We start from the raw sequence: 20,311 nt of genomic DNA on the forward strand, positions 1-20,311 counted from the left end.
GCAAAAGGAGCCTGCATGGCTGCGTTCAATTCGAAGTGGATAGTGGGATTGACCCTGTTGCTGCTGCTTGGCGGCTGCGGGGCGGAAAAGCCCGGGGAAAAGGAGCGCCCGCGGGTGCGCATCCTGGAGGTGCAGAGCAGTGACTTCGCCCCTTCGGTGACCCTGACCGGTGACGTTCAGGCCCGGGTGCAGACCGAACTGTCGTTCCGCGTCGGCGGCAAGATCATCCAGCGCATGGTCGATGTCGGCGATCGGGTTACCGCGCAACAGGTGCTGGCCAAGCTCGATCCCAAGGACCTGCAGACCAATGTCGATTCTGCCGCGGCCTCGGTGTTCGCCGAGCAGGCCCGGGTCAAGCAGGCCGGCGCGGCGTTTGTCCGCCAGCAGAAGCTCTTGCCCAAGGGCTACACCAGCCAGAGTGAATACGATTCGGCCCAGGCTGCCCTGCGCAGCAGCCAGAGCGCCCTGAGCGCGGCCCAGGCGCAACTGGCCAACGCCCGCGAGCAACTGAGCTACACCGAGCTGGTGGCCGAGGCTCCTGGGGTGATCACCGCGCGCCAGGCCGAGGTCGGCCAGGTGGTGCAGGCCACGGTGCCGATCTTCAGCCTGGCCCGGGATGGCGAGCGCGATGCGGTGTTCAACGTCTACGAGTCGCTGCTGATGCAGCCACCGGGCCAGGAAACCATTCACATCAGCCTGCTGGACAACCCCAAGGTGACCACCACCGGCAAGGTGCGCGAGGTGACGCCGGTGGTCTCGGCCCAGAGCGGCACGGTGCAGGTCAAGGTGGTGCTCGATTCGTTGCCGGCGGGCATGGACCTGGGCTCGGTGGTCAGCGCCACCGCCCGGGCCCATGGCAAGGCCAGTGTGGTGCTGCCCTGGTCGGCCCTGACCAAGAATCTCAGCGAGCCTGCCGTGTGGCTGGTGGGCGAGGACGGCAAGACGGCCCTGCACACGGTGAAGGTCGGGCGCTACCTCACCGGCAAGGTGATCATCAGCGACGGCCTCAAGGGCGGCGAGAAAGTGGTGGTGGCGGGTGGGCAGTTGCTGCACCCGGGGATGTTCGTGGAGATCGCCTCGCAAACGAGCGACCAGGGAGCACAGCCATGAAGCGCCTGCTGCCGTTGTTGTGTGCCAGTGCCTTGTTGCTGGGCTGCTCCAGGGAAGAGCCGGCGCCGGAGCCGGTGCGCCCGGTGCTGTCGTTCCGGGTGGCGCCCCAGGCCGAGGAAAGCCTGGGGCGTTTTGCCGGCACCATCCAGGCCCGCTACGAGACCAACCTGGGCTTCCGGGTGCCGGGGCGCATTGCCAACCGCAATGTCGATGTCGGTGCCGAAGTGGGCCCCGGGGACTTGCTGGCCACTCTGGACCCCACCGACCAGCAGAACCAGCTGCGGGCCGCCCAGGGCGACCTGGCCAAGGTCGAGGCGCAGTGGATCAACGCCCAGGCCAATGCCCGGCGCCAGCAGGAACTGTTCGATCGCGGCGTGGGCGCCCAGGCGCAACTGGACATCGCCCAGACCGACCTGAAGACCACCGGTGCCTCCCTGGACCAGGCCAAGGCCTCGGTGCGCCAGGCCCGGGACCAGCTCAACTACAGCGAACTGCGCAGCGATCACGGCGGCGTGATCACCGCCTGGAACGCCGAGGCCGGGCAGGTGGTGACCGCCGGCCAGCAAGTGGTGACCCTGGCCCGGCCGGAGATCAAGGAAGCGGTGATCGACCTGCCGGCCAGCCTGGTGGACCAGTTGCCGGCCGGTGTGGAATTCAAGGTCGCGGCACAGCTGGATCCGAGCATCAGCACCACCGCCACGGTGCGTGAGATCGAACCCCAGGCCCAGAGTGCAACCCGTACCCGCCGCGCCCGCCTGACCCTCAAGGACACGCCCGAGGCCTTTCGCCTGGGCACCGCCATCAGCGTGACCCTGAGCTCGGCCATCGAGCCGCGCACCGAGGTGCCGCTGACCGCCCTGCAAGAGGTGCAGGGCCAGACCCGGATCTGGGTCGTCGACCCCCAGAGCCAGACGGTGGCTCCGCGCGAGGTCACGGTGCTCAGCCGCGACAGCGCTTCGGCGTTGATCAGCCAGGGCGTCAAGCCCGGCGAGCGGGTGGTCAGTGCCGGGGTCAACAGCCTCAAGCCGGGGCAGAAAGTCAAAATCGATGAGGACCGCGCACAATGACGCCCGACAGCAAAGGGAGCTTCAACCTGTCCGAGTGGGCGATCAAGCATCAGTCCTTCGTCTGGTACCTGATGTTCGTCGCGCTGCTGATGGGCGTGTTTTCCTACATGAATTTGGGGCGCGAGGAAGACCCCTCCTTCACCATCAAGACCATGGTCATCCAGACCCGCTGGCCCGGCGCGACCCAGGAAGAAACCCTGAAGCAGGTCACCGACCGCATCGAGAAGAAACTCGAAGAGCTGGACTCGCTGGACTACGTGAAAAGCTACACCCGCCCCGGCGAATCGACGGTTTTCGTCTACCTGCGCGACACCACCAGTGCCAAGGACATTCCCGAGATCTGGTACCAGGTGCGCAAGAAGATCAACGACATCCGCGGCGACTTTCCCCAGGGCCTGCAGGGCCCGGGGTTCAACGATGAGTTCGGCGATGTGTTCGGCTCGATCTACGCCTTCACCGCCGATGGCCTGAGCATGCGCCAGCTGCGCGACTACGTGGAGCAGGTACGGGCGCAGATCCGCGAAGTGCCGAACCTGGGCAAGGTGGAGATGGTCGGCGAGCAGGACGAAGTCATCTACCTGAACTTCTCCACCCGCAAGCTGGCGGCCCTGGGCATCGACCAGCGCCAGGTCCTGCAGAGCCTGCAATCGCAGAACGCGGTGACCCCGGCCGGGGTGATCGAGGCAGGGCCGGAGCGCATCTCGGTGCGCACGTCCGGGCAGTTCGCCTCGGAGAAGGACCTGGCCACGGTCAACCTGCGGCTCAACGACCGCTTCTACCGGCTGGCGGACATCGCCGAGATCAGCCGCGGCTATGTCGACCCTTCCACGCCGCTGTTCCGCTTCAATGGCAAGCCGGCCATCGGCCTGGCGATCGCCATGAAGAAGGGCGGCAACATCCAGGACTTCGGCAAGGCCTTGCACGCCCGCATGGACCAGCTCACCGCCGACCTGCCGGTGGGCGTCGGGGTGCACAAGGTTTCCGACCAGGCCGAGGTGGTGGAAGAGGCAGTGGGCGGTTTCACCAGTGCCCTGTTCGAGGCGGTGATCATCGTGCTGGTGGTGAGTTTCATCAGCCTCGGGGTCCGCGCCGGGCTGGTGGTGGCCTGCTCGATTCCGCTGGTGCTGGCCATGGTCTTCGTGTTCATGGAGTACAGCGGCATCACCATGCAGCGGATCTCCCTGGGGGCGCTGATCATCGCCCTGGGGCTGCTGGTGGATGACGCGATGATCACCGTGGAAATGATGGTCACGCGGCTGGAGAAGGGCGAGAGCAAGGAGCAGGCAGCGACCTTCGCCTACACCTCCACCGCCTTTCCCATGCTCACCGGGACCCTGGTGACCGTGGCCGGCTTCGTGCCCATCGGCCTCAACGCCAGTTCTGCCGGTGAGTACACCTTTACCCTGTTCGCGGTTATCGCGGTGGCCATGCTGGTGTCGTGGATAGTCGCGGTGCTGTTTGCCCCGGTGATCGGCATCCACATCCTCAGCACCAACGTCAAACCCCATTCCGATGAGCCGGGGCGTATCGGACGCGCCTTCAACGGTGGCCTGCTGTGGGCCATGCGCAACCGCTGGTGGGCCATCGGCATCACCGTGCTGCTGTTCGTGGCTTCGGTGTTCTGCATGCGTTTCGTGCAGAACCAGTTCTTCCCGTCATCGGACCGGCCGGAGATCCTCGTTGACCTCAACCTGCCGCAGAACGCTTCGATCAACGAGACCCGCCAGGCCGTGGACCGCCTGGAGGCCACCCTCAAGGACGACCCGGACATCGAGCGCTGGAGCACTTATATCGGCGAGGGCGCGATCCGTTTCTACCTGCCCCTGGACCAGCAACTGCAGAACCCCTACTACGCCCAGCTGGTGATCGTCAGCAAGGGCCTGGAGCAGCGCACGGCCCTGACCCAGCGCTTGCAGAAACGCCTGCGGGAAGATTTCGTCGGCATCGGCAGCTATGTGCAGGCCCTGGAAATGGGCCCGCCGGTGGGGCGGCCGATTCAATACCGGGTCAGTGGCAAGGACATCGACCAGGTGCGCAAGCACGCCATCGAACTGGCCACCGAGCTGGACAAGAACCCGCACATCGGCGAGATCATCTATGACTGGAACGAGCCCGGCAAAGTGCTGCGCATCGACATCGCCCAGGACAAGGCGCGGCAACTGGGGCTGTCCTCCGAAGACGTGGCGCAGTTGATGAACAGCATCGTCAGCGGCTCCACCGTGACCCAGGTGCATGACGACATCTACCTGATCAACGTGGTCGGTCGCGCCGACGACAACGAGCGCGGCTCCCCGGAAACCCTGCAGAACCTGCAGATCGTCACCCCCAACGGCACTTCGATCCCGCTGCTGGCGTTCGCCAGCGTGCGCTACGAGCTGGAGCAGCCGCTGGTGTGGCGTCGCGACCGCAAGCCGACCATCACCATCAAGGCCGCGGTGCGCGATGCGATCCAGCCCACCGACCTGGTCAAGCAACTGAAGCCGGACATCGACCATTTCGCCGCGCAACTGCCCGCCGGCTATTCGGTGGCCACCGGCGGCACCGTGGAGGAAAGCGGCAAGGCCCAGGGGCCGATCGCCAAGGTGGTGCCGCTGATGCTGTTCCTCATGGCGACCTTCCTGATGATCCAGCTGCACAGCGTGCAGAAGCTGTTCCTGGTGGCCAGCGTGGCGCCCCTGGGGCTGATCGGCGTGGTCCTGGCCCTGGTGCCCACGGGCACGCCCATGGGCTTTGTGGCGATCCTCGGGATCCTGGCGCTGATCGGCATCATCATCCGCAACTCGGTGATCCTGGTGACCCAGATCGACGAATACGAGCGTGAGGGCTATCACCCCTGGGACGCGGTGCTGGAAGCCACCCACCATCGACGGCGGCCGATCCTGCTGACCGCGGCGGCGGCCAGCCTGGGGATGATCCCGATTGCCCGGGAAGTGTTCTGGGGGCCGATGGCCTACGCCATGATCGGCGGCATCATCGTTGCCACCTTGCTCACCTTGCTGTTCCTCCCGGCGCTGTACGTGGCCTGGTACAAGATCAAGGAACCGAGCAAGGACACCGAGCGCACCCGGCCCACGGCCTCGTAGGCGCTGGCTATTTCCGTAGGAGCTGGCTTGCCAGCGAAGAGGCCCGAGAGACAGGCGCCTGATCTGAAATCGCCTTCGCCGGCAAGCCGGCTCCTACGGGGTATGCGGCGTTGCAGAGGGCGTAGGCCCCCCACGGCCTCGTAGGAGCTGGCGAGCCGGCTCCTCGCAGGGGGATCAGGCCTTGCGCCAGACGCTGGCCAGCCACGGTTGCTGTTCCCGAGGCAGGCCGGCGGGGCGGTAGTAGTGTTCCAGCTCGACGAACCCGGCATCCGTCAGCAACGCCTGCCAGGCCGCCAGGTCGTGGTAGGCACCATAGCGCGGGCCGTTCCAGCCTTCCTGGTTGTCACCCCGGGGATTGGAGCTGAACAGTACGCCGCCGTCCTTGAGGCTGGCATGCAGTTGCTTGAGCACCCGCGGCAGTTCCTGGCGGGGAATGTGGAACAGCACCGCGTTGGCGAAGATCCCGTCGAAGCGTTCAGCCGGCAGGTCGAGCTTGAGGAAGTCCTGCTGCCACACCTCGCAGCCGCTGTCTTCCCGGGCCATCTGGGCGAAGCGCTCGCAGCCGTCGAGGCCGACGGCGACATGGCCCAGGCGGGTAAAGGCCTGCAGGTCGCGGCCGGGGCCGCAGCCAAAATCCAGCACGGTGAATGGCGCCGGGCCCTGAATGTGCCGCAGCAGCGCGTCGATGTTCTGGCTCACATCGTGGTCGCGGGTGCCTTCGCGAAAACCTTCGGCCACCTGGTTGTAGTGGCCGAGGGTGGTGGCGGTGATGCTGTCGAGATCGTCGGGGGCGAGTTTCATGGCGGGCTGCGTGGCTAGAGAGGAGGCGGCCAATATACCGCCAATGACGGCCTGGCGGCCTTTTCGCGAGCGAGCTCGCTCCTACGGGATGATCACGGTCCTTGGTAGGAGCGAGCTTGCTCGCGAAGGCGTCCGAACCTACACCACAGCCCTCAACGCTTGTTCAGCACCCGCGCCAGGCGGTCGCCACCCAGCTGGATCGCCGCTACCAGGATCACCAGCAGCACGATCACCGTGAGCATGATCTGGCTGTCGAACCGCTGATAACCGTAGCGGTAGGCAATGTCCCCCAGGCCGCCCGCGCCAATCGCCCCGGCCATGGCCGAGGAGTTGATCATGGTCACCAGGGTGATGGTAAAACCGCCGACGATGCCCGGCAGCGCCTCGGGCAGCAGCACGTGCCAGACGATATGCCAGCGTCGGCAACCCATGGCCTGGGCGGCCTCGATCAGGCCGTGGTCGACCTCACGCAGGCTGACTTCGGCGATCCGCGCAAAGAACGGCGTGGCGGCGATGGTCAGCGGCACCACGGCGGCCCACACGCCGTAGGTGGTGCCGACGATCATCCGGGTAAAGGGGATCAGCGCCACCATCAGGATCAGGAACGGGATCGAGCGGAACAGGTTCACAAAGGCCCCCAGCGCCCGGTTCAGGTTCGGCGCCTCGTAGATCCCGCCCTTGCCGCTGGTGACCAGGATCACCGCCAGGGGAATCCCCGCCAGCAGGGCAATCAGCGAGGACACGCCGACCATCAGCAGGGTGTCGAGAATGCCCTGCAACAAGCGATCAAACCACATAGCCCAGTACCTCCACCTGTTGTGCCCATTGCCCGGCGCGCTGGCGCAGTTCCGCCGCCCCCAGGGACGAGCCCTGGACCGCCAGCAGCAATTGCCCCAGGGCGTGGCCCTGGATGCGTTCCACGCCGCCTTGCAGCAGGCGTACGCGGCCGCCCAGGGCGCCGAACAGCGCCGCCAGGTCCGGTTCCTCATGGCTGCTGCCGGTGAAGCGCAGGCTCAGCACCAGCGCCGCATCGGAAGACGTCGGATGGCTTTGCAGACGGTTCTGAAGTTCTTCCGGCAGGCCGTGCTGCAGGGGCGCCAGCAGGGTCTTGCTGACCTCGTGCTGCGGGTTGCCGAAGACTTCCCAGACCGGCCCCTGCTCGACGATGCGCCCGTGCTCCAGTACCACCACCCGGTCGCAGATATCGCGGATCACCGCCATCTCGTGGGTGATCAGGATGATGGTCAGGCCCAGGCGCTGGTTGATCTCTTTCAGCAGGCCGAGGATCGACTGGGTGGTTTCCGGGTCCAGGGCCGAAGTGGCCTCGTCGCACAGCAGGATCTCGGGATCGTGGACCAGGGCCCGGGCGATCCCCACCCGCTGCTTCTGGCCGCCGGACAACTGCGCGGGGTAGGCCCGGTGCTTGTCCTTGAGGCCCACCAGCTCCAGCAGCTCGCGCACCTTGCGCTGGCGCTCGGCCTTGGGTACCCCGGCCACCTTCAGCGGCAGCTCGACGTTGTGCCACACGGTCTTGGCCGACATCAGGTTGAAGTGCTGGAAGATCATGCCGATGCGCCGGCGCAGGGCCACCAGGCGGTCTTCGTCGAAGTCGCCGATGTCCACCTGGTCGATCAGCACCCGGCCGCTGCTGGGCTGCTCCAGGCGGTTGATGGTGCGGATCAGCGACGACTTGCCGGCGCCGCTGCGGCCGATGATGCCGAACACCTCGCCGCGCTGGATCGACAGGTCGATATCGTGCAAGGCCTGCACCGGACCCTGCTGGCCCTGGTAGGTCTTGCCCAGGCCGATAAAGCGCACCTGGGCGCGATTCAGTTCGGGGTGCAGCTCGGTCTGCCCGGCGCGCCGGGGCGCGGCTTCCGGCAGCTTGCGCTGTAGCGTCGCGACACTCATCTCAACCTTCCCAACCGGCTTGGTAGAGCTTGCCGTGGGCTTTGTCCAGAGCGGCGCGAACGGCAGGCGAGTGCTGGTAGATATCGACGAACTTGATCAGCCGCGGGTCGTTCTTGCTCTTGGGCTGGATCACGAACTGGATCACGTATTCCTTGTGGTCCAGGCCGTCGAACAGCAGCGCCGAGCCGGCATCGAAGGTCTTGGCCAGGCGGATGTAGGCCGGGTAGCCCTGGACCAGGTCAGCGTCGTCATAGGCGCGCACCAGCTGCACGGCTTCGACCTGGAGGATCTTGATCTTCTTCGGGTTGCTGACGATGTCTTCTTCGGTGGCCTTGTAGCCCACGCCCGGCTTGAGGGTGATCAGCCCGGCCTTGGCCAGCAGTTGCAGGCCGCGCCCGCTGTTGATCGGGTCGTTGGCGATGGCCACGCTGGCGCCTTGTGGCAGTTCAGCGAAGCTTTTGTATTTCTTCGAGTACAGGCCGACGTTGTTGATGATGCCCGGGGCGAAGGGCACCAGGTCGAAACCGGCGGCGGCCTTGGCGTTTTCCAGGAACGGGATGTGCTGGAAGTAGTTCACGTCGATATCGCCGGCGGCCAGGCTGACGTTGGGCGCGATCCAGTCGGTGAACTCCACCAGCTCGACTTTCAGGCCCTGCTTGCCGGCCTCTTCCACGGCGGCCTCCAGGGGAATGGCGAAGGCGGCGGTGGTGCCGACCTTGAGCGGCGCGTCGGCGGCGAAGACGGCGCTGCTGAACAGGCCGAGGGCGAGGGCCAGGGCTTTGAGCGGGTGGCGCAGGCGTTTGGTTTTCATAGGGGTCAGGGTCCGAGTCGGGGCCAGGGAATGGGGTGTGGTTGCGGGCCTCTTCGCCAGCTAGCCAGCGCTTACAGTGAGGTGTGCAGGAGCCGGCTTGCCGGCGAAGCATTTAGCGGCGGTAGGCCGCGCCGGTGTGTTGTTCGGGCAGCTTGCGGCCCTGGCGGAAGAGCTTTTCCCGCAGGGTGCCGTCGTCGTAGGCGGTCTTGTAGGAGCCGCGGCGCTGCAGTTCGGGGATGACCAGGTCGATGAAGTCGACGTAGCTTTCCGGGGTGACGATGCGGGTCAGGTTGAAGCCGTCCAGGCCGGTTTCGGCGATCCAGGATTCCAGGTCGTCGGCCACCTGCTGCGGCGAGCCGACCACGGTGAAGTAGCGGCCGCCCAGGGCGTGCTGGTCCAGCAGCTTGCGTCGGGTCCAGTCGTTGTTCTGCAGGTTCTTGGTGGCCGACTGGATGGCATTGCTCTTCACGTACTGGATCGGCTCGTCGATCTCGTACTGGGAAAAATCGATCCCGGTGGACGCGGAAAAATGCGCCACCCCGGCTTCGGCGCTGGCATGGCTGCGGTATTCGGCGTGCTTCTTCCAGGCCAGTTCCTCGGTCTCGCCGACGATCACGTTGAGGCCCATGAACACCTTGATGTCTCCGGGGTTTCGCCCGGCGGCCACGGCGCTGGCGCGGACCTTGTCCACCTGGGCCTTGGTCGCGGCCTTGTTCTGCCCGCTGATGAACACGCACTCGGCGTGGCGCCCGGCGAACAGCAGGCCGCGGTCCGAGCTGCCGGCCTGGAACAGCACCGGGGTGCGTTGCGGCGACGGTTCGCACAGGTGGTAACCACTGACCTGGTAGAACTCGCCCTGGTGCTCGACCTTGTGCACCTTGCCCGGCTGGGCGTAGATGCGTTGCTCGCGGTCGTTGAGGACCGCGTCGTCCTCCCAACTGCCTTCCCAGAGTTTGTACAGCACCTCCAGGTACTCGTCGGCCTGGTCGTAGCGGCGGTCGTGCTCGATCTGCTCCTTGAGCCCCATGGCCTGGGCGGCGCTGTCCAGGTAGCCGGTGACGATGTTCCAGCCGACCCGGCCACGGCTCAGGTGGTCGAGGGTGGAAAGGCGCCGGGCGAACAGGTAGGGCGCCTCGTAGGTGAGGTTGGCGGTGAGGCCGAACCCCAGGTTCTTGGTAACCGCGGCCATGGCCGAGACCAGCAGCAGCGGGTCGTTCACTGGCAGCTGGATCGACTCCTTGAGGGGCACGTCCACCGAGTTCTGGTAGACGTCGTAGACCCCGACGATGTCGGCGATGAACAGCCCGTCGAACAGCCCGCGCTCCAGCAACTGGGCCAGCTCGGTCCAGTACTCGAGGGTCTTGTACTGGGTCGAGTTGTCCCGCGGGTGGGTCCACAGGCCGTGGTTGATGTGCCCGACGCAGTTCATGTTGAAGGCGTTGAGCAGGATCTTCTTCTTGGTGGTTTGTGGCGCGGCCATCAGATAGTCCCCCGCAGCGGCGGGTTCTGCTGGTTCAGGTAGTAGTTGCCCACCGCGTGGTACTTCCAGCGCACCGGGTCGTGCAGGGTGTGTACCCGGGCATTGCGCCAGTGGCGGTCCAGGCCGTGCTCGGCCAGAGTCGCCTGGCTGCCCGCCAGTTCGAACAGGGTGCTGCCGGCGGCCAGGGAGATTTCCGTGCTCAGGGCGCGGACCTCGGCCACGGCGATGGACGCGGCGGCCACGGTGTCGGCGTTGGTGTCGGCCTGGGCCCGGTCGAGGAATTCCCCGGCGCGCTCCAGCAGGGCCTCGGTGGCGTGCAGGCGGATGCTCAGGTGGCCGAAGCTCTTGATGGTCAGCGGGTCGTCGGTGGCCTTGTCGTTGCCGGAGTCGATCCACGGCCGGGTCTTGGTGCGCACAAAGCGCAGGGCGTCTTCATAGGCGGCGCGGGCGATGCCGGTGTCGATGGCGGCGTGAAGAATCTGCGCCAGCGGCCCGACTGGGGTCGGGCGCTCGAAGGCGCTCTGGAACGGCACCACGTCGGCCTCGTCCACCCACACGTTGTCGAATTGCACCGAGCCGCTGCCGGTGGTGCGCTGGCCGAAGCCGCTCCAGTCGTCGATCACGTCCAGGCCCTGGGCGTCGGCGGGGACGAAGGCCAGTTGCTGCACGCCGTGTTCATCCACCACCGAGGTGGGGATGCGCTGGGCGTAGAGGGCGCCGGTGGCGTAGAACTTGCGCCCGTCGATGCGGTAGCCCGGGCCGTTGCTGTCGCGGCTCAGGCGGGTGGTGCGGTCGTGGGCGGTCTTGGTGCCCAGCTCGGCCAGGGCGTTGCCGAAACGCCGGCCGGCCAGGACTTCGGCATACAGCCGCTGCTTCTGCGGCTCGCTGCCATTCACCCGCAGCACTTCCAGGGCGTAGAAATGGTTCTGCGGGATCTGCCCCAGGGAGGCGTCGGCCTCGGCGATCAGCGCGATGACCTTGGCCAGGGTGACGTTGGAAACCCCGGCGCCGCCGTATTCCTTGGGCACGCTGATGCCCCACAGGCCGGAGCGGGAAAAGGCTTCCAGCTCGGGGTGCGGCAGGCGCCGCTCGCGGTCGCGCAGGGCGCTGTCGCGCTTGAAATCTTCCGCCAGGTCGCTGGCGACAATCAGGGCTTGCTCATCGCTGGTAATGACCGCGACGTGTTGGGAAAGAGACATGTGTTTCTCCAGAGATCTGGTCAAAAGCGTTCTGGGCGGTTAAATCCAGGAGTGCCGGGCAGGCAAGGTGCCGTTCAGGTGATAGGTGCCCACGGCGTGGTACTTCCAGCGCACCGGGTCGTGCAGGGTGTGTACCCGGGCGTTGCGCCAGTGACGGTCGAGGTTGAATTCGGCGAGGGTGGCGCGGCTGCCAGCCAGCTCGAAGAGCTTTTCACTGGCCAGCAGCGAGATCTCGGTGGTCAGCACCTTGGCTTCGGCCACGGCGATGGAGGCGCGGGCCGCGGACTCGGCAGTGATCGGCGCCGCGCTGACCTGGTCCAGCACCTGCCCGGCCTTGCGCAGCAGGGCTTCGGCGGCGTGCAGTTCGATCTGCAGCTTGCCGATGTCGGCGATCACATACAGGTCATCGCTGGCCCGCTCGACGTTGGCATCGATCCACGGGCGTGCTCGTTCACGAACGAAACGGATGGCGTCGGCCACGGCTTCCCGGGCGATGCCGGCGTCAATGGCGGCCTGGATCAGCTGGGATACCGCGCCCTGGATATTCGGTGTTTCATTGATCCGCCAGTTGTCCAGCACCAGCTCGGCGTCCACCCGCACATCGTTGAGCAGGATGGTGCCGCTGGCGGTGGTGCGCTGGCCGAAGCCCGACCAGTCGTCGACGATGCGCAGCCCCGGGGTGCCACGACGGACGAAGGCCAGCACCTGGCGGCCTTCCTCGTTGAGTGCCTTGACCGCCACCCAGTGGGCGAACAGGGCGCCGGTGGAGTAGAACTTCTGGCCATTGATCACGTGGCCGTCGGCGTCGGCGGTGATCCGTGCCTTGAGTTCCAGGGTGTTCTTGGTGCCGCGTTCCGGGCCGGCATTGCCGATGCGCCAGCCTTCCAGGACGCTCTGCAGCAGCTGTTTCTTCTGCCGCTCGGTGCCGCAGCCGAGAATCAGACCGAGGATGCCGAACTGGTTCTGCGGGATCTGCCCCAGGGCCGGGTCGGCCGCGGAAATGATGGCGAAGACTTCGGCCAGGGTGACGAAGGAAACCTGTGGCCCGCCGTAGGCCCGGGGCAGGGAAATACTGCCCAGGCCGCTGCGGGTGAATTGTTCGATCTGCGCCCAGGGCAGCTTGCGCTGGCGGTCGCGCTGGGCGGCCTGCTGGCGGGCCGCGTCGGCCAGTTCATGGGCAGCCTGAAGGGCTTCGGCGTCGTTGCGCAGAACCCGAGCGGGCAGCAAAAGGGGAGCGATATCCAGGTCACTCTGGACCTGGGCTTCGATCAGACTGGACATCAGTGCCACTCCTTGGCTGCACGCAATGCCCTGGCGATCTGCACTGGGGTGATTGTGTTCCGGACCATACCTACCTCACATCTTTTGGATAGGCCGCGTCATGCGGCGAAATCAGAATCAAGAATGTCCGGTGGTCCGGTGCATATACCCTATGCGCGTATAAAAATTAAATAAACTAACTTTTAGGAATATGAATAGAAGGGTTGAATCGAAGCCCGCAGGCGTTATGGATCAAGGCCTTAGCGTGCTTCCACGGCTGTGGTTTTAGCGACGAACGTCCCCCAAAACCACCCCGTATCTACACGTATCTGCTGTAGGAGCTGGCTTGCCAGCGAAGGCGTCCGCGAGGGTGGTGCAAGGCTCGAGGGCCCTTTCGCCGGCAAGCCGGCTCCTACGGGGGAGGGGGCGTGATCTGCTGTAGGAGCTGGCTTGCCAGCGAAGGCGCCCGTGAGGGCGGTGCAAGGCTCGAGGGCCTCTTCGCCGGCAAGCCGTCTCCTACGGGGGAGGGGGCGTGATCTGCTGTAGGAGCTGGCTTGCCAGCGAAGGCGTCCTTGAGGGTGGTGCAAGGCTTGAGGGCCCTTTCGCCGGCAAGCCGGCTCCTACAAGGGGGCGTGGCTTGCGCCGAGGAACTTGCTGAGAAACTGTCGGGTGCGTTCGTGCTGGGGGTTGGCGAACAGCGCCTTGGCTTCGCCCTGTTCGACGATCACCCCCTTGTCGAAGAAGATCACCCGGTTGGCCACGTCCCGGGCAAAGCCCATCTCGTGGGTGACGATGACCATGGTGCGTTTCTCTTCGGCCAGGCTGCGGATGGTGGCCAGTACTTCGCCCACCAGCTCCGGGTCCAGGGCCGAGGTGGGTTCGTCGAACAGGATCACCCGCGGTTCCATGGCCAGGGCCCGGGCAATCGCTACCCGCTGTTGCTGGCCGCCGGACAGGCGCCTGGGGTAGGCATCTTCCTTGCCTGCCAGCCCGACCTTGGCCAGCAGCGCGCGACCCAGGGCGACGGCTTGCTCCCGCGGGGTCTTCTTCACTACCAGCGGGCCTTCGATGACGTTCTCCAGGGCGGTGCGGTGGGGGAACAGGTTGAAGTTCTGGAACACGAAGCCCACTTGCTGGCGCAACTGGCGGATCCGGCCCTGCTGATGGCTCAGGGGGATGGTGCTGTCGATGCTGATGTCACCGATGCGGATGCGGCCGCTAGTGGGTTCTTCGAGAAAATTCAGGCAGCGCAGGAAGGTGGTCTTGCCCGAGCCGCTGGGGCCGATGATGGCGACCACTTCGCCTTCCTTGACCTCCAGGTCGATGCCATTGAGCACCGTCTGGCCCTTGAACTGCTTGGTCAGTTTTTCCACCACGATCATGGCTTCAGGACTCCTGGTCGTGCCGATTGACCCGCTCTTCAAGCCGGTTCTGCAGGTGCGCGAGCACGCTGGCGAGAATCCAGTAGATCAGGGCGGCGGCAAGATACATGGTGAAGATTTCGAAGGTGCGGGCGGTGATCAGCTGCGCCTGGCGGAACAGTTCAGGCACCTGGATGGTGGCGGCCAGGGCCGTGTCCTTGACCAGGGAAATGAAGCTGTTGCCCAGCGGCGGCAGGGCCGTGCGCATGGCTTGGGGCAGGATCGCCCGGCGCAGGGTCTGCGCGCGGGTCATGCCGATGCTGGCGGCGGCTTCCCATTGGCCACGTTCGATGGAGCCGATGGCAGCCCTGAGGATTTCACAGGCATAGGCCGCCATGTTCAGGGAGAAACCGATCAGTGCCGCGGGCAGCGGGTCCAGTTCCAGCCCCAGTTGCGGCAGGCCGTAATAGATCACGAAGAGCTGCACCAAGAGCGGCGTGCCGCGAAAGAACGACACGTAGATGCGGGCGATCCAGCTCACCAGGGCCAGGCGCGACAGGCGCATCAAGGCCAGGCCAAAGCCCAGCAGCAGCCCGAAGAACATGCCGCCGAGGCTGAGGATGACCGTGTGGTACGCGCCTTTGAGAAGAAATGGCGCTGATTCCAGCGCCAGTTGCAGGCCTGCTTCCATTATTGGGTGACGTCAGCGTTGAAGTATTTTTCCGAGAGTTTTTTCAACGTGCCGTCCGCCCGCAGTTCCTCGATGGCCTTGTTCACCGCCGCCAGCAGCTCAGGTTCGCCCTTGCGCAGGGCCACGCCGGCTTCCTGGCGGGAGAAGGGTTCGCCGGATACCACCAGGGTGTCCTTGGTTTTCTTGATCAGCTCGAAGGCCGCCAGGCGGTCCACCAGGATGGCTTCGATACGGCCTACGCGCAGGTCCTGGTACTTGGTCGGATCGTCGTCGTAGGTCTTGATGATGGCGGTGGGCACGTTGTCCTTGAGCCACTGCTCGTAGTTGGTGCCCAGGCCCACGCCGACCTTGTGCCCACCCAGGTCGGCGGCGGTCTTGAACTTGCCTTCGTCCTTCTTCTGGGTCAGGGCCTGGATGCCGGAGACGGTATAGGGGATGGAGAAATCGTACTTTTTCTTGCGCTCTTCAGAGATGGTCACCTGGTTCACCACGGCGTCCAGGCGCTTGGACTCCAGGGCGGCGAGAATGCCGTCCCACTTGGTCGGCTGCAGCTTGACCTTGACCCCGAGCTTGTTCGCCAGGGCTTCGGAGAATTCCACCTCGAAGCCGGTCAGCTTGCCGTTTTCGTCCACATAGCTGAACGGTGGGTAGGTGCCTTCCAGGCCGACGTTGATGACTCCGGCATCCTTGATTTTCTGCAGTTGCTCGCCGGCAACCGCTTGCCCCATCAGTCCGGCACCCAAGGCCAGGCCCAGTGTGCCAATCAGCAGATTGCGACGCAGTACGGAAAAATTCATGACAAGCCCCTGTGTGTTTTCTTATGCACGATGCGGGTGGAGTTGCAGGTCAATCGGTGAGGCGCGAACTGTGCTTTATCCTGCCTTAAATGCGCGTGGCGCGTCTCGTGGCAATTGGGCCTGCGGCGCGACTATAAGACGGCATTTATAGGTTTAAAAATAATATAAATTTACTTTGTTATTCCTTTTTGTTTGGTTCTCCTCGCACCATCCTTCCGCAGGAGCTGGCTTGCCAGCGAAGGCGGCGTCGAGGGCGATGCAAGGCTTGCGCTGCTACGAGAAGGCGCCGGCGTAGGCGAACAGGGCCGGGGCGCCGCCGGTGTGCAGGAAAATCAGCGGGCCATCGTCGAAGCGCTGGCGGCCGACCCCGTCCAGCAGACCGGCCATGGCCTTGCCGGTGTATACCGGGTCCAGCAACAGGCCTTCCTGGCTGGCCAGCAGCTTGACCGCCGCCAGCGTCCCGGCATTGGGTTCACCGTAGCGCGGGGCGAAGTACTCGTCCCACAACTGCACGTTGAAAGCGTCGGGCAGCTTCACTCCCAGCAACTCGGCGGTACGCTCGGCCAGGCCCTGGACCTTGGGCCGCTGGTCTTCTTCGCTGCGCGACACGGTGACCCCGATCACCGGCAGTTGCGGCAGCACTTCGCTCAAGGCCAGGGCCAGGCCGCTGTGGGTGCCGGCGCTGCCGGAGGCCAGGACCACGGCGGCAAACTCCAGGCCGCTGTCTTCGATCTGCTGCGCCAGCTCCAGGCCGGCGCGCACGTAGCCCAGGGCCCCCAGGGCGTTGGAGCCGCCGATGGGCACCAGATAGGGTTTCTTGCCGTTGCTGCGCAGGCGCGCGGCCAGGGCGTGCAGTTGCTCGTCGGCCTGGTCGAGGTTTTCCACCAGCTCCACCTTGGTGTCGAACAGGTCCAGCAGCAGGCGGTTGCCATTGCCCAGGTAGTTGGGGTCTTGGGTGCCGGTGGGGTTTTCCAGCAGGGCCACGCAGCCCAGCCCCAACTTGGCAGCCAGGGCTGCGGTCTGGCGCACATGGTTGGACTGGATGGCACCGGCGGTGATCAGGGTGTCGGCGCCCTGGGCCAGGGCATCGGCGGCCAGGTATTCGAGCTTGCGCAGCTTGTTGCCGCCCATGGCCAGGGGTGTGCTGTCGTCACGCTTGACGTAGACATCGCGACCGATCCAGGCCGACAGGCGTTCGAGTTTTTCCAGGGCGGTGGTAGACCTGAGCAGGTCGAGACGATTAAAGCGGGCGAGCTGTTGTTTGATCATGGGGCCGCACGGAACAGGGAAGGTGCAAGGACTATAGGCAGCCCTTTTTGCCCGGGCAACCGCCAATCGCTTATGCGAAAAAGTGCTTGGAGCCAGACAATTAGTTCTTAAGCGCCGCCGTCGCCGGGCGTAAAGTGATCGCCGTTTGCGCGGCCCGATTGTCCGGCCGCCCGAGTAAGGAGTCTTATCGTGAGCGAGCGTTCCAGCCATTGGCAATTGCAGACCATCGTTGGCCAACTGCGTGATGCCCGTGACCAGTGGCGTACCCGCAACGGTCGGGTCAGCGGCGAGCAGGGCGGGCGTGAGCTGCCGTCGCGGGCGGCCATGGCGGAAATCCTCGAGGCCCTGTGCGGTGCCCTGTTTCCCATGCGCCTGGGGCCGGTGGACCTGCGCGAAGAGAGCGAGGATTTCTACGTGGGCCACACCCTGGACGCGGCGCTCAACGCCTTGCTGGCCCAGGCGCGCCTGGAGCTGCGCTATGTGGCCCGGCAGAGCGGCGAGGCCGATGCCGAAGTCAACGCCCGGGCGATCCGCCTGATCCAGGATTTCGCCCTGGCCCTGCCCGGCCTGCGGGTGCTGCTGGACACCGATGTGCTGGCGGCCTATCACGGCGACCCTGCGGCCCGCAGCGTGGATGAGGTGCTGCTGTGCTACCCCGGCATCCTGGCGGTGATCCACCACCGCCTGGCGCACCATCTGTATCGCGCCGGCCTGCCGCTGCTGGCGCGGATCAGCTCGGAAATCGCCCACTCGGCCACCGGCATCGACATCCACCCGGGTGCGCAGATCGGTCGCAGCTTCTTCATCGACCACGGTACCGGCGTGGTGATCGGCGAGACCGCGATCATCGGCGAGCGGGTGCGCATCTATCAGGCGGTGACCCTGGGCGCCAAGCGCTTCCCGGCGGACGAGGACGGCCAGTTGCAGAAGGGCCACCCGCGCCACCCGATCGTCGAGGACGATGTGGTGATCTACGCCGGCGCGACCATCCTGGGGCGCATCACCATCGGCAAGGGCTCGACCATTGGCGGCAACGTCTGGCTGACCCGCAGCGTGCCGGCCGGCTGCAACCTGACCCAGGCCAACCTGCAGCACGACGATGGCTCGCAGAAGTAGGCGCTGGCTTGTGTAGGCGCTGGCTTGCCAGCGAAGGCGTCCCTGAGGGCGATGCAGGGCTTGCGGGCCTCTTCGCCGGCAAGCTGGCTCCTACGGGAGAGAGGCCGGCCCGGCAAGGGGCTTTTTCTGCTGAACGATTGCGTCCGCCATACGTCATACCCTTCCCTGAGCTAGCGTACAAAAGGTACCGCTGAGCCCTGCGATTAGTCCTGAGCCCCCTATCCATGTTTAACTTGAACGCTTGTTCAAGTTAAACCGGTGGTTCGCTGCCCGCTCACAACAGGAGGCTTGCCTTTGCTGAGTCCGTCTATTTCAGCCATGTTTCATCCCTTCGAGGTGCACCGTTCATGAGTGCACCATCCACCTCCGCGAATGCTCTGATTCGCATGAACCCTCCGGTGTTCTACTTCGCCGCGAGCTTTATCCTGATCTTCGGCGTGGTGGTCATTTCCATGCCGGAACAGGCCGGCGCCTGGCTGCTGGCGGCGCAAAACTGGGCGGCCAATACGGTCGGCTGGTACTACATGCTGGCGATGACCCTGTACCTGGTCTTCGTGGTGGTCACCGCCTTGTCCGGCTACGGCAAGATCAAGCTCGGTGCCGACCACGACGAACCCGAGTTCAGTTACCTGTCCTGGGCCGGCATGCTGTTCGCCGCCGGGATCAGCATCACGCTGTTCTTCTTCTGCGTTTCCGAGCCCCTGACCCACATGCTGCAACCGCCCCAGGGCGAGGCCGGCACCGCCGAGGCGGCGCGCCAGGGCATGCAGCTGCTGTTCCTGCACTGGGGCCTGCACGGGTGGGGCGTGTTCGCCTTCGTCGGCATGGCCCTGGCGTACTTCGCCTATCGGCACAACCTGCCGCTGGCCCTGCGTTCGGCGCTGTACCCGCTGATCGGCAAGCGCATCAACGGCCCTATCGGCTACGCGGTGGATGGCTTCGGCATCATCGCCACGGTGTTCGGCCTGGGCGCCGACATGGGCTTTGGCGTACTGCACCTGAACTCCGGCCTCGACTACCTGTTCGGCATCGCCCACACCCAGTGGATCCAGGTTGGCCTGATCACCCTGATGATGGGCGCGGCGATCATTGTCGCGGTGTCCGGGGTCGACAAGGGCGTGCGGGTGATGTCCGACATCAACATGCTGCTGGCGGTGGCGCTGCTGCTGTTCGTGCTGTTCGCCGGGCCCACCCAGCACCTGCTCAACACCCTGATCCAGAACCTGGGCGACTACCTGGGCGCCTTGCCCACCAAGAGCTTCGACGTCTACGCCTACAACAAGCCCAGCGACTGGCTGGGCGGCTGGACGGTGTTCTACTGGGCCTGGTGGATTGCATGGTCGCCGTTCGTGGGCCTGTTCATCGCGCGGATTTCCCGGGGCCGGACCATCCGCGAGTTCGTGTTCGGCGTACTGCTGATTCCCCTGGGCTTTACCCTGGCGTGGATGTCGATCTTCGGTAACAGCGCCATCGACCAGGTGCTCAACCACGGTATGAGCGCCCTGGGCATGTCGGCTATCGACAACCCGTCGATGACCCTCTACCTGCTGCTGGAAACCTACCCCTGGAGCAAGACCGTGATTGCGGTCACGGTGTTCATCAGCTTCGTGTTCTTCGTCACCTCGGCGGATTCCGGCACCGTGGTGCTCTCGACCCTGTCGGCCAAGGGCGGCAACGCCGATGAGGACGGGCCGAAATGGCTGCGGGTGTTCTGGGGCGCGATGACGGCGCTGGTTACCAGCGCGCTGTTGTTCGCCGGCAGCATCGACTCGCTGAAGTCGGCGGTGGTGCTGACCTCGCTGCCGTTCTCGCTGATCCTGCTGTTGATGATGTGGGGGCTGCACAAGGCGTTCTACCTGGAGTCCCAGCGGCGCATCGCCCAGTTGCATTCCCTGGCGCCGGTTGCGCCTTCGCGGCGGGGCAAGGGTGGCTGGCGCCAGCGCCTGAGCCAGGCGGTGCATTTCCCGTCACGGGATGAGGTGTATCGCTTCCTCGACCAGACAGTGCGCCCGGCCATCGAAGAGGTGACCGCGGTGTTCGTCGAGAAGGGCTTGAACGTGGTGACCCAGCCCGACCCGGCCAACGACAGCGTGAGCCTGGAAATCGGCCATGGCGACCAGCACCCGTTCATCTACCAGGTGCAGATGCGCGGTTACTTCACCCCGTCCTTCGCCCGTGGCGGCATGGGGCCCAAAGAGCTGCGCAACCGCCGTTACTACCGGGCCGAGGTGCATCTGGCCGAGGGCAGTCAGGATTACGACCTGATGGGCTACACCAAGGAACAGATCATCAACGACATCCTCGACCAGTACGAACGCCATATGCAGTTCCTGCATCTGGTGCGCTGAGCCGTTC

16 protein-coding genes are annotated in these 20,311 nt (G+C 65.3%); 5 read left to right on the forward strand and 11 right to left on the reverse strand.

From position 1 onward, the window contains the following. Positions 1-15 precede the first annotated feature (15 nt). The 3 genes from AC1RL5_RS17990 to AC1RL5_RS18000 are packed head-to-tail and all read left to right on the forward strand — an operon-like array spanning position 16 to position 5,260. Complete coding sequence (locus AC1RL5_RS17990) at positions 16-1,110, forward strand: efflux RND transporter periplasmic adaptor subunit (protein ID WP_011058616.1); 1,095 nt, start codon at positions 16-18, stop codon at positions 1,108-1,110. Beyond that, on the forward strand, positions 1,107-2,177 hold the full coding sequence (locus tag AC1RL5_RS17995; protein ID WP_093407280.1) for an efflux RND transporter periplasmic adaptor subunit: 1,071 nt from the start codon (positions 1,107-1,109) through the stop codon (positions 2,175-2,177). Before AC1RL5_RS17990 ends, AC1RL5_RS17995 begins: the two co-directional genes overlap by 4 nt. Continuing rightward, positions 2,174-5,260 (forward strand): efflux RND transporter permease subunit, encoded by a 3,087-nt coding sequence (locus tag AC1RL5_RS18000; RefSeq protein WP_011058618.1) that lies wholly within the window; start codon positions 2,174-2,176, stop codon positions 5,258-5,260. Before AC1RL5_RS17995 ends, AC1RL5_RS18000 begins: the two co-directional genes overlap by 4 nt. 174 nt (positions 5,261-5,434) lie before the next feature. Here AC1RL5_RS18000 and AC1RL5_RS18005 read toward each other — a convergent pair whose 3' ends face one another. The 11 genes from AC1RL5_RS18005 to AC1RL5_RS18055 all read right to left on the reverse strand — a co-directional run bounded on the left by AC1RL5_RS18005 (position 5,435) and on the right by AC1RL5_RS18055 (position 16,840). Then, positions 5,435-6,061, reverse strand: coding sequence for a class I SAM-dependent methyltransferase (locus AC1RL5_RS18005; RefSeq protein WP_125062558.1), 627 nt, complete (start codon positions 6,059-6,061; stop codon positions 5,435-5,437). A gap of 152 nt (positions 6,062-6,213) precedes the next feature. Continuing rightward, positions 6,214-6,858, reverse strand: a complete 645-nt coding sequence (locus AC1RL5_RS18010; protein WP_015633738.1) for a methionine ABC transporter permease — start codon at positions 6,856-6,858, stop codon at positions 6,214-6,216. After that, complete coding sequence (locus AC1RL5_RS18015) at positions 6,848-7,972, reverse strand: methionine ABC transporter ATP-binding protein (protein ID WP_492589477.1); 1,125 nt, start codon at positions 7,970-7,972, stop codon at positions 6,848-6,850. The genes AC1RL5_RS18010 and AC1RL5_RS18015 overlap by 11 nt, the downstream gene beginning before the upstream one ends. Position 7,973: 1 nt before the next feature. Further along, a complete protein-coding gene (locus AC1RL5_RS18020) occupies positions 7,974-8,783 on the reverse strand; it encodes a MetQ/NlpA family ABC transporter substrate-binding protein (RefSeq protein ID WP_019095353.1) in 810 nt (269 codons plus the stop codon). Between the two features lie 112 nt (positions 8,784-8,895). After that, positions 8,896-10,263 (reverse strand): LLM class flavin-dependent oxidoreductase, encoded by a 1,368-nt coding sequence (locus tag AC1RL5_RS18025; protein ID WP_047335399.1) that lies wholly within the window; start codon positions 10,261-10,263, stop codon positions 8,896-8,898. Beyond that, entirely contained in the window at positions 10,263-11,462 is a 1,200-nt protein-coding gene (locus AC1RL5_RS18030; protein ID WP_015633742.1) for an SfnB family sulfur acquisition oxidoreductase, read from the reverse strand. Before AC1RL5_RS18030 ends, AC1RL5_RS18025 begins: the two co-directional genes overlap by 1 nt. Before the next feature lie 39 nt (positions 11,463-11,501). Continuing rightward, positions 11,502-12,743: an SfnB family sulfur acquisition oxidoreductase gene (locus tag AC1RL5_RS18035; RefSeq protein ID WP_072452150.1), complete on the reverse strand. Its 1,242-nt coding sequence runs from the start codon at positions 12,741-12,743 to the stop codon at positions 11,502-11,504. Between the two features lie 599 nt (positions 12,744-13,342). Continuing rightward, positions 13,343-14,104, reverse strand: a complete 762-nt coding sequence (gene tcyN / locus AC1RL5_RS18040) for an L-cystine ABC transporter ATP-binding protein TcyN (RefSeq protein WP_093407270.1) — start codon at positions 14,102-14,104, stop codon at positions 13,343-13,345. Between the two features lie 4 nt (positions 14,105-14,108). Next, positions 14,109-14,774, reverse strand: coding sequence for a cystine ABC transporter permease (tcyL, locus tag AC1RL5_RS18045; protein WP_492589478.1), 666 nt, complete (start codon positions 14,772-14,774; stop codon positions 14,109-14,111). After that, entirely contained in the window at positions 14,774-15,571 is a 798-nt protein-coding gene (tcyJ, locus tag AC1RL5_RS18050) for a cystine ABC transporter substrate-binding protein (RefSeq protein ID WP_011058628.1), read from the reverse strand. Before tcyJ ends, tcyL begins: the two co-directional genes overlap by 1 nt. Before the next feature lie 273 nt (positions 15,572-15,844). Next, entirely contained in the window at positions 15,845-16,840 is a 996-nt protein-coding gene (locus tag AC1RL5_RS18055) for a D-cysteine desulfhydrase (RefSeq protein ID WP_072452149.1), read from the reverse strand. 189 nt (positions 16,841-17,029) lie between these two features. On the opposite strand from AC1RL5_RS18055, the gene epsC reads away from it, so the two are divergent. Together epsC and betT are read left to right on the forward strand one after the other, a co-directional pair. Then, positions 17,030-17,956, forward strand: coding sequence for a serine O-acetyltransferase EpsC (gene epsC, locus AC1RL5_RS18060; RefSeq protein ID WP_011058630.1), 927 nt, complete (start codon positions 17,030-17,032; stop codon positions 17,954-17,956). Between the two features lie 386 nt (positions 17,957-18,342). Further along, positions 18,343-20,304, forward strand: coding sequence for a choline transporter BetT (gene betT / locus AC1RL5_RS18065; protein WP_161466434.1), 1,962 nt, complete (start codon positions 18,343-18,345; stop codon positions 20,302-20,304). Positions 20,305-20,311: the final 7 nt, after the last annotated feature.

This window comes from Pseudomonas sp. GW822-FHT06D10 (assembly GCF_058799535.1).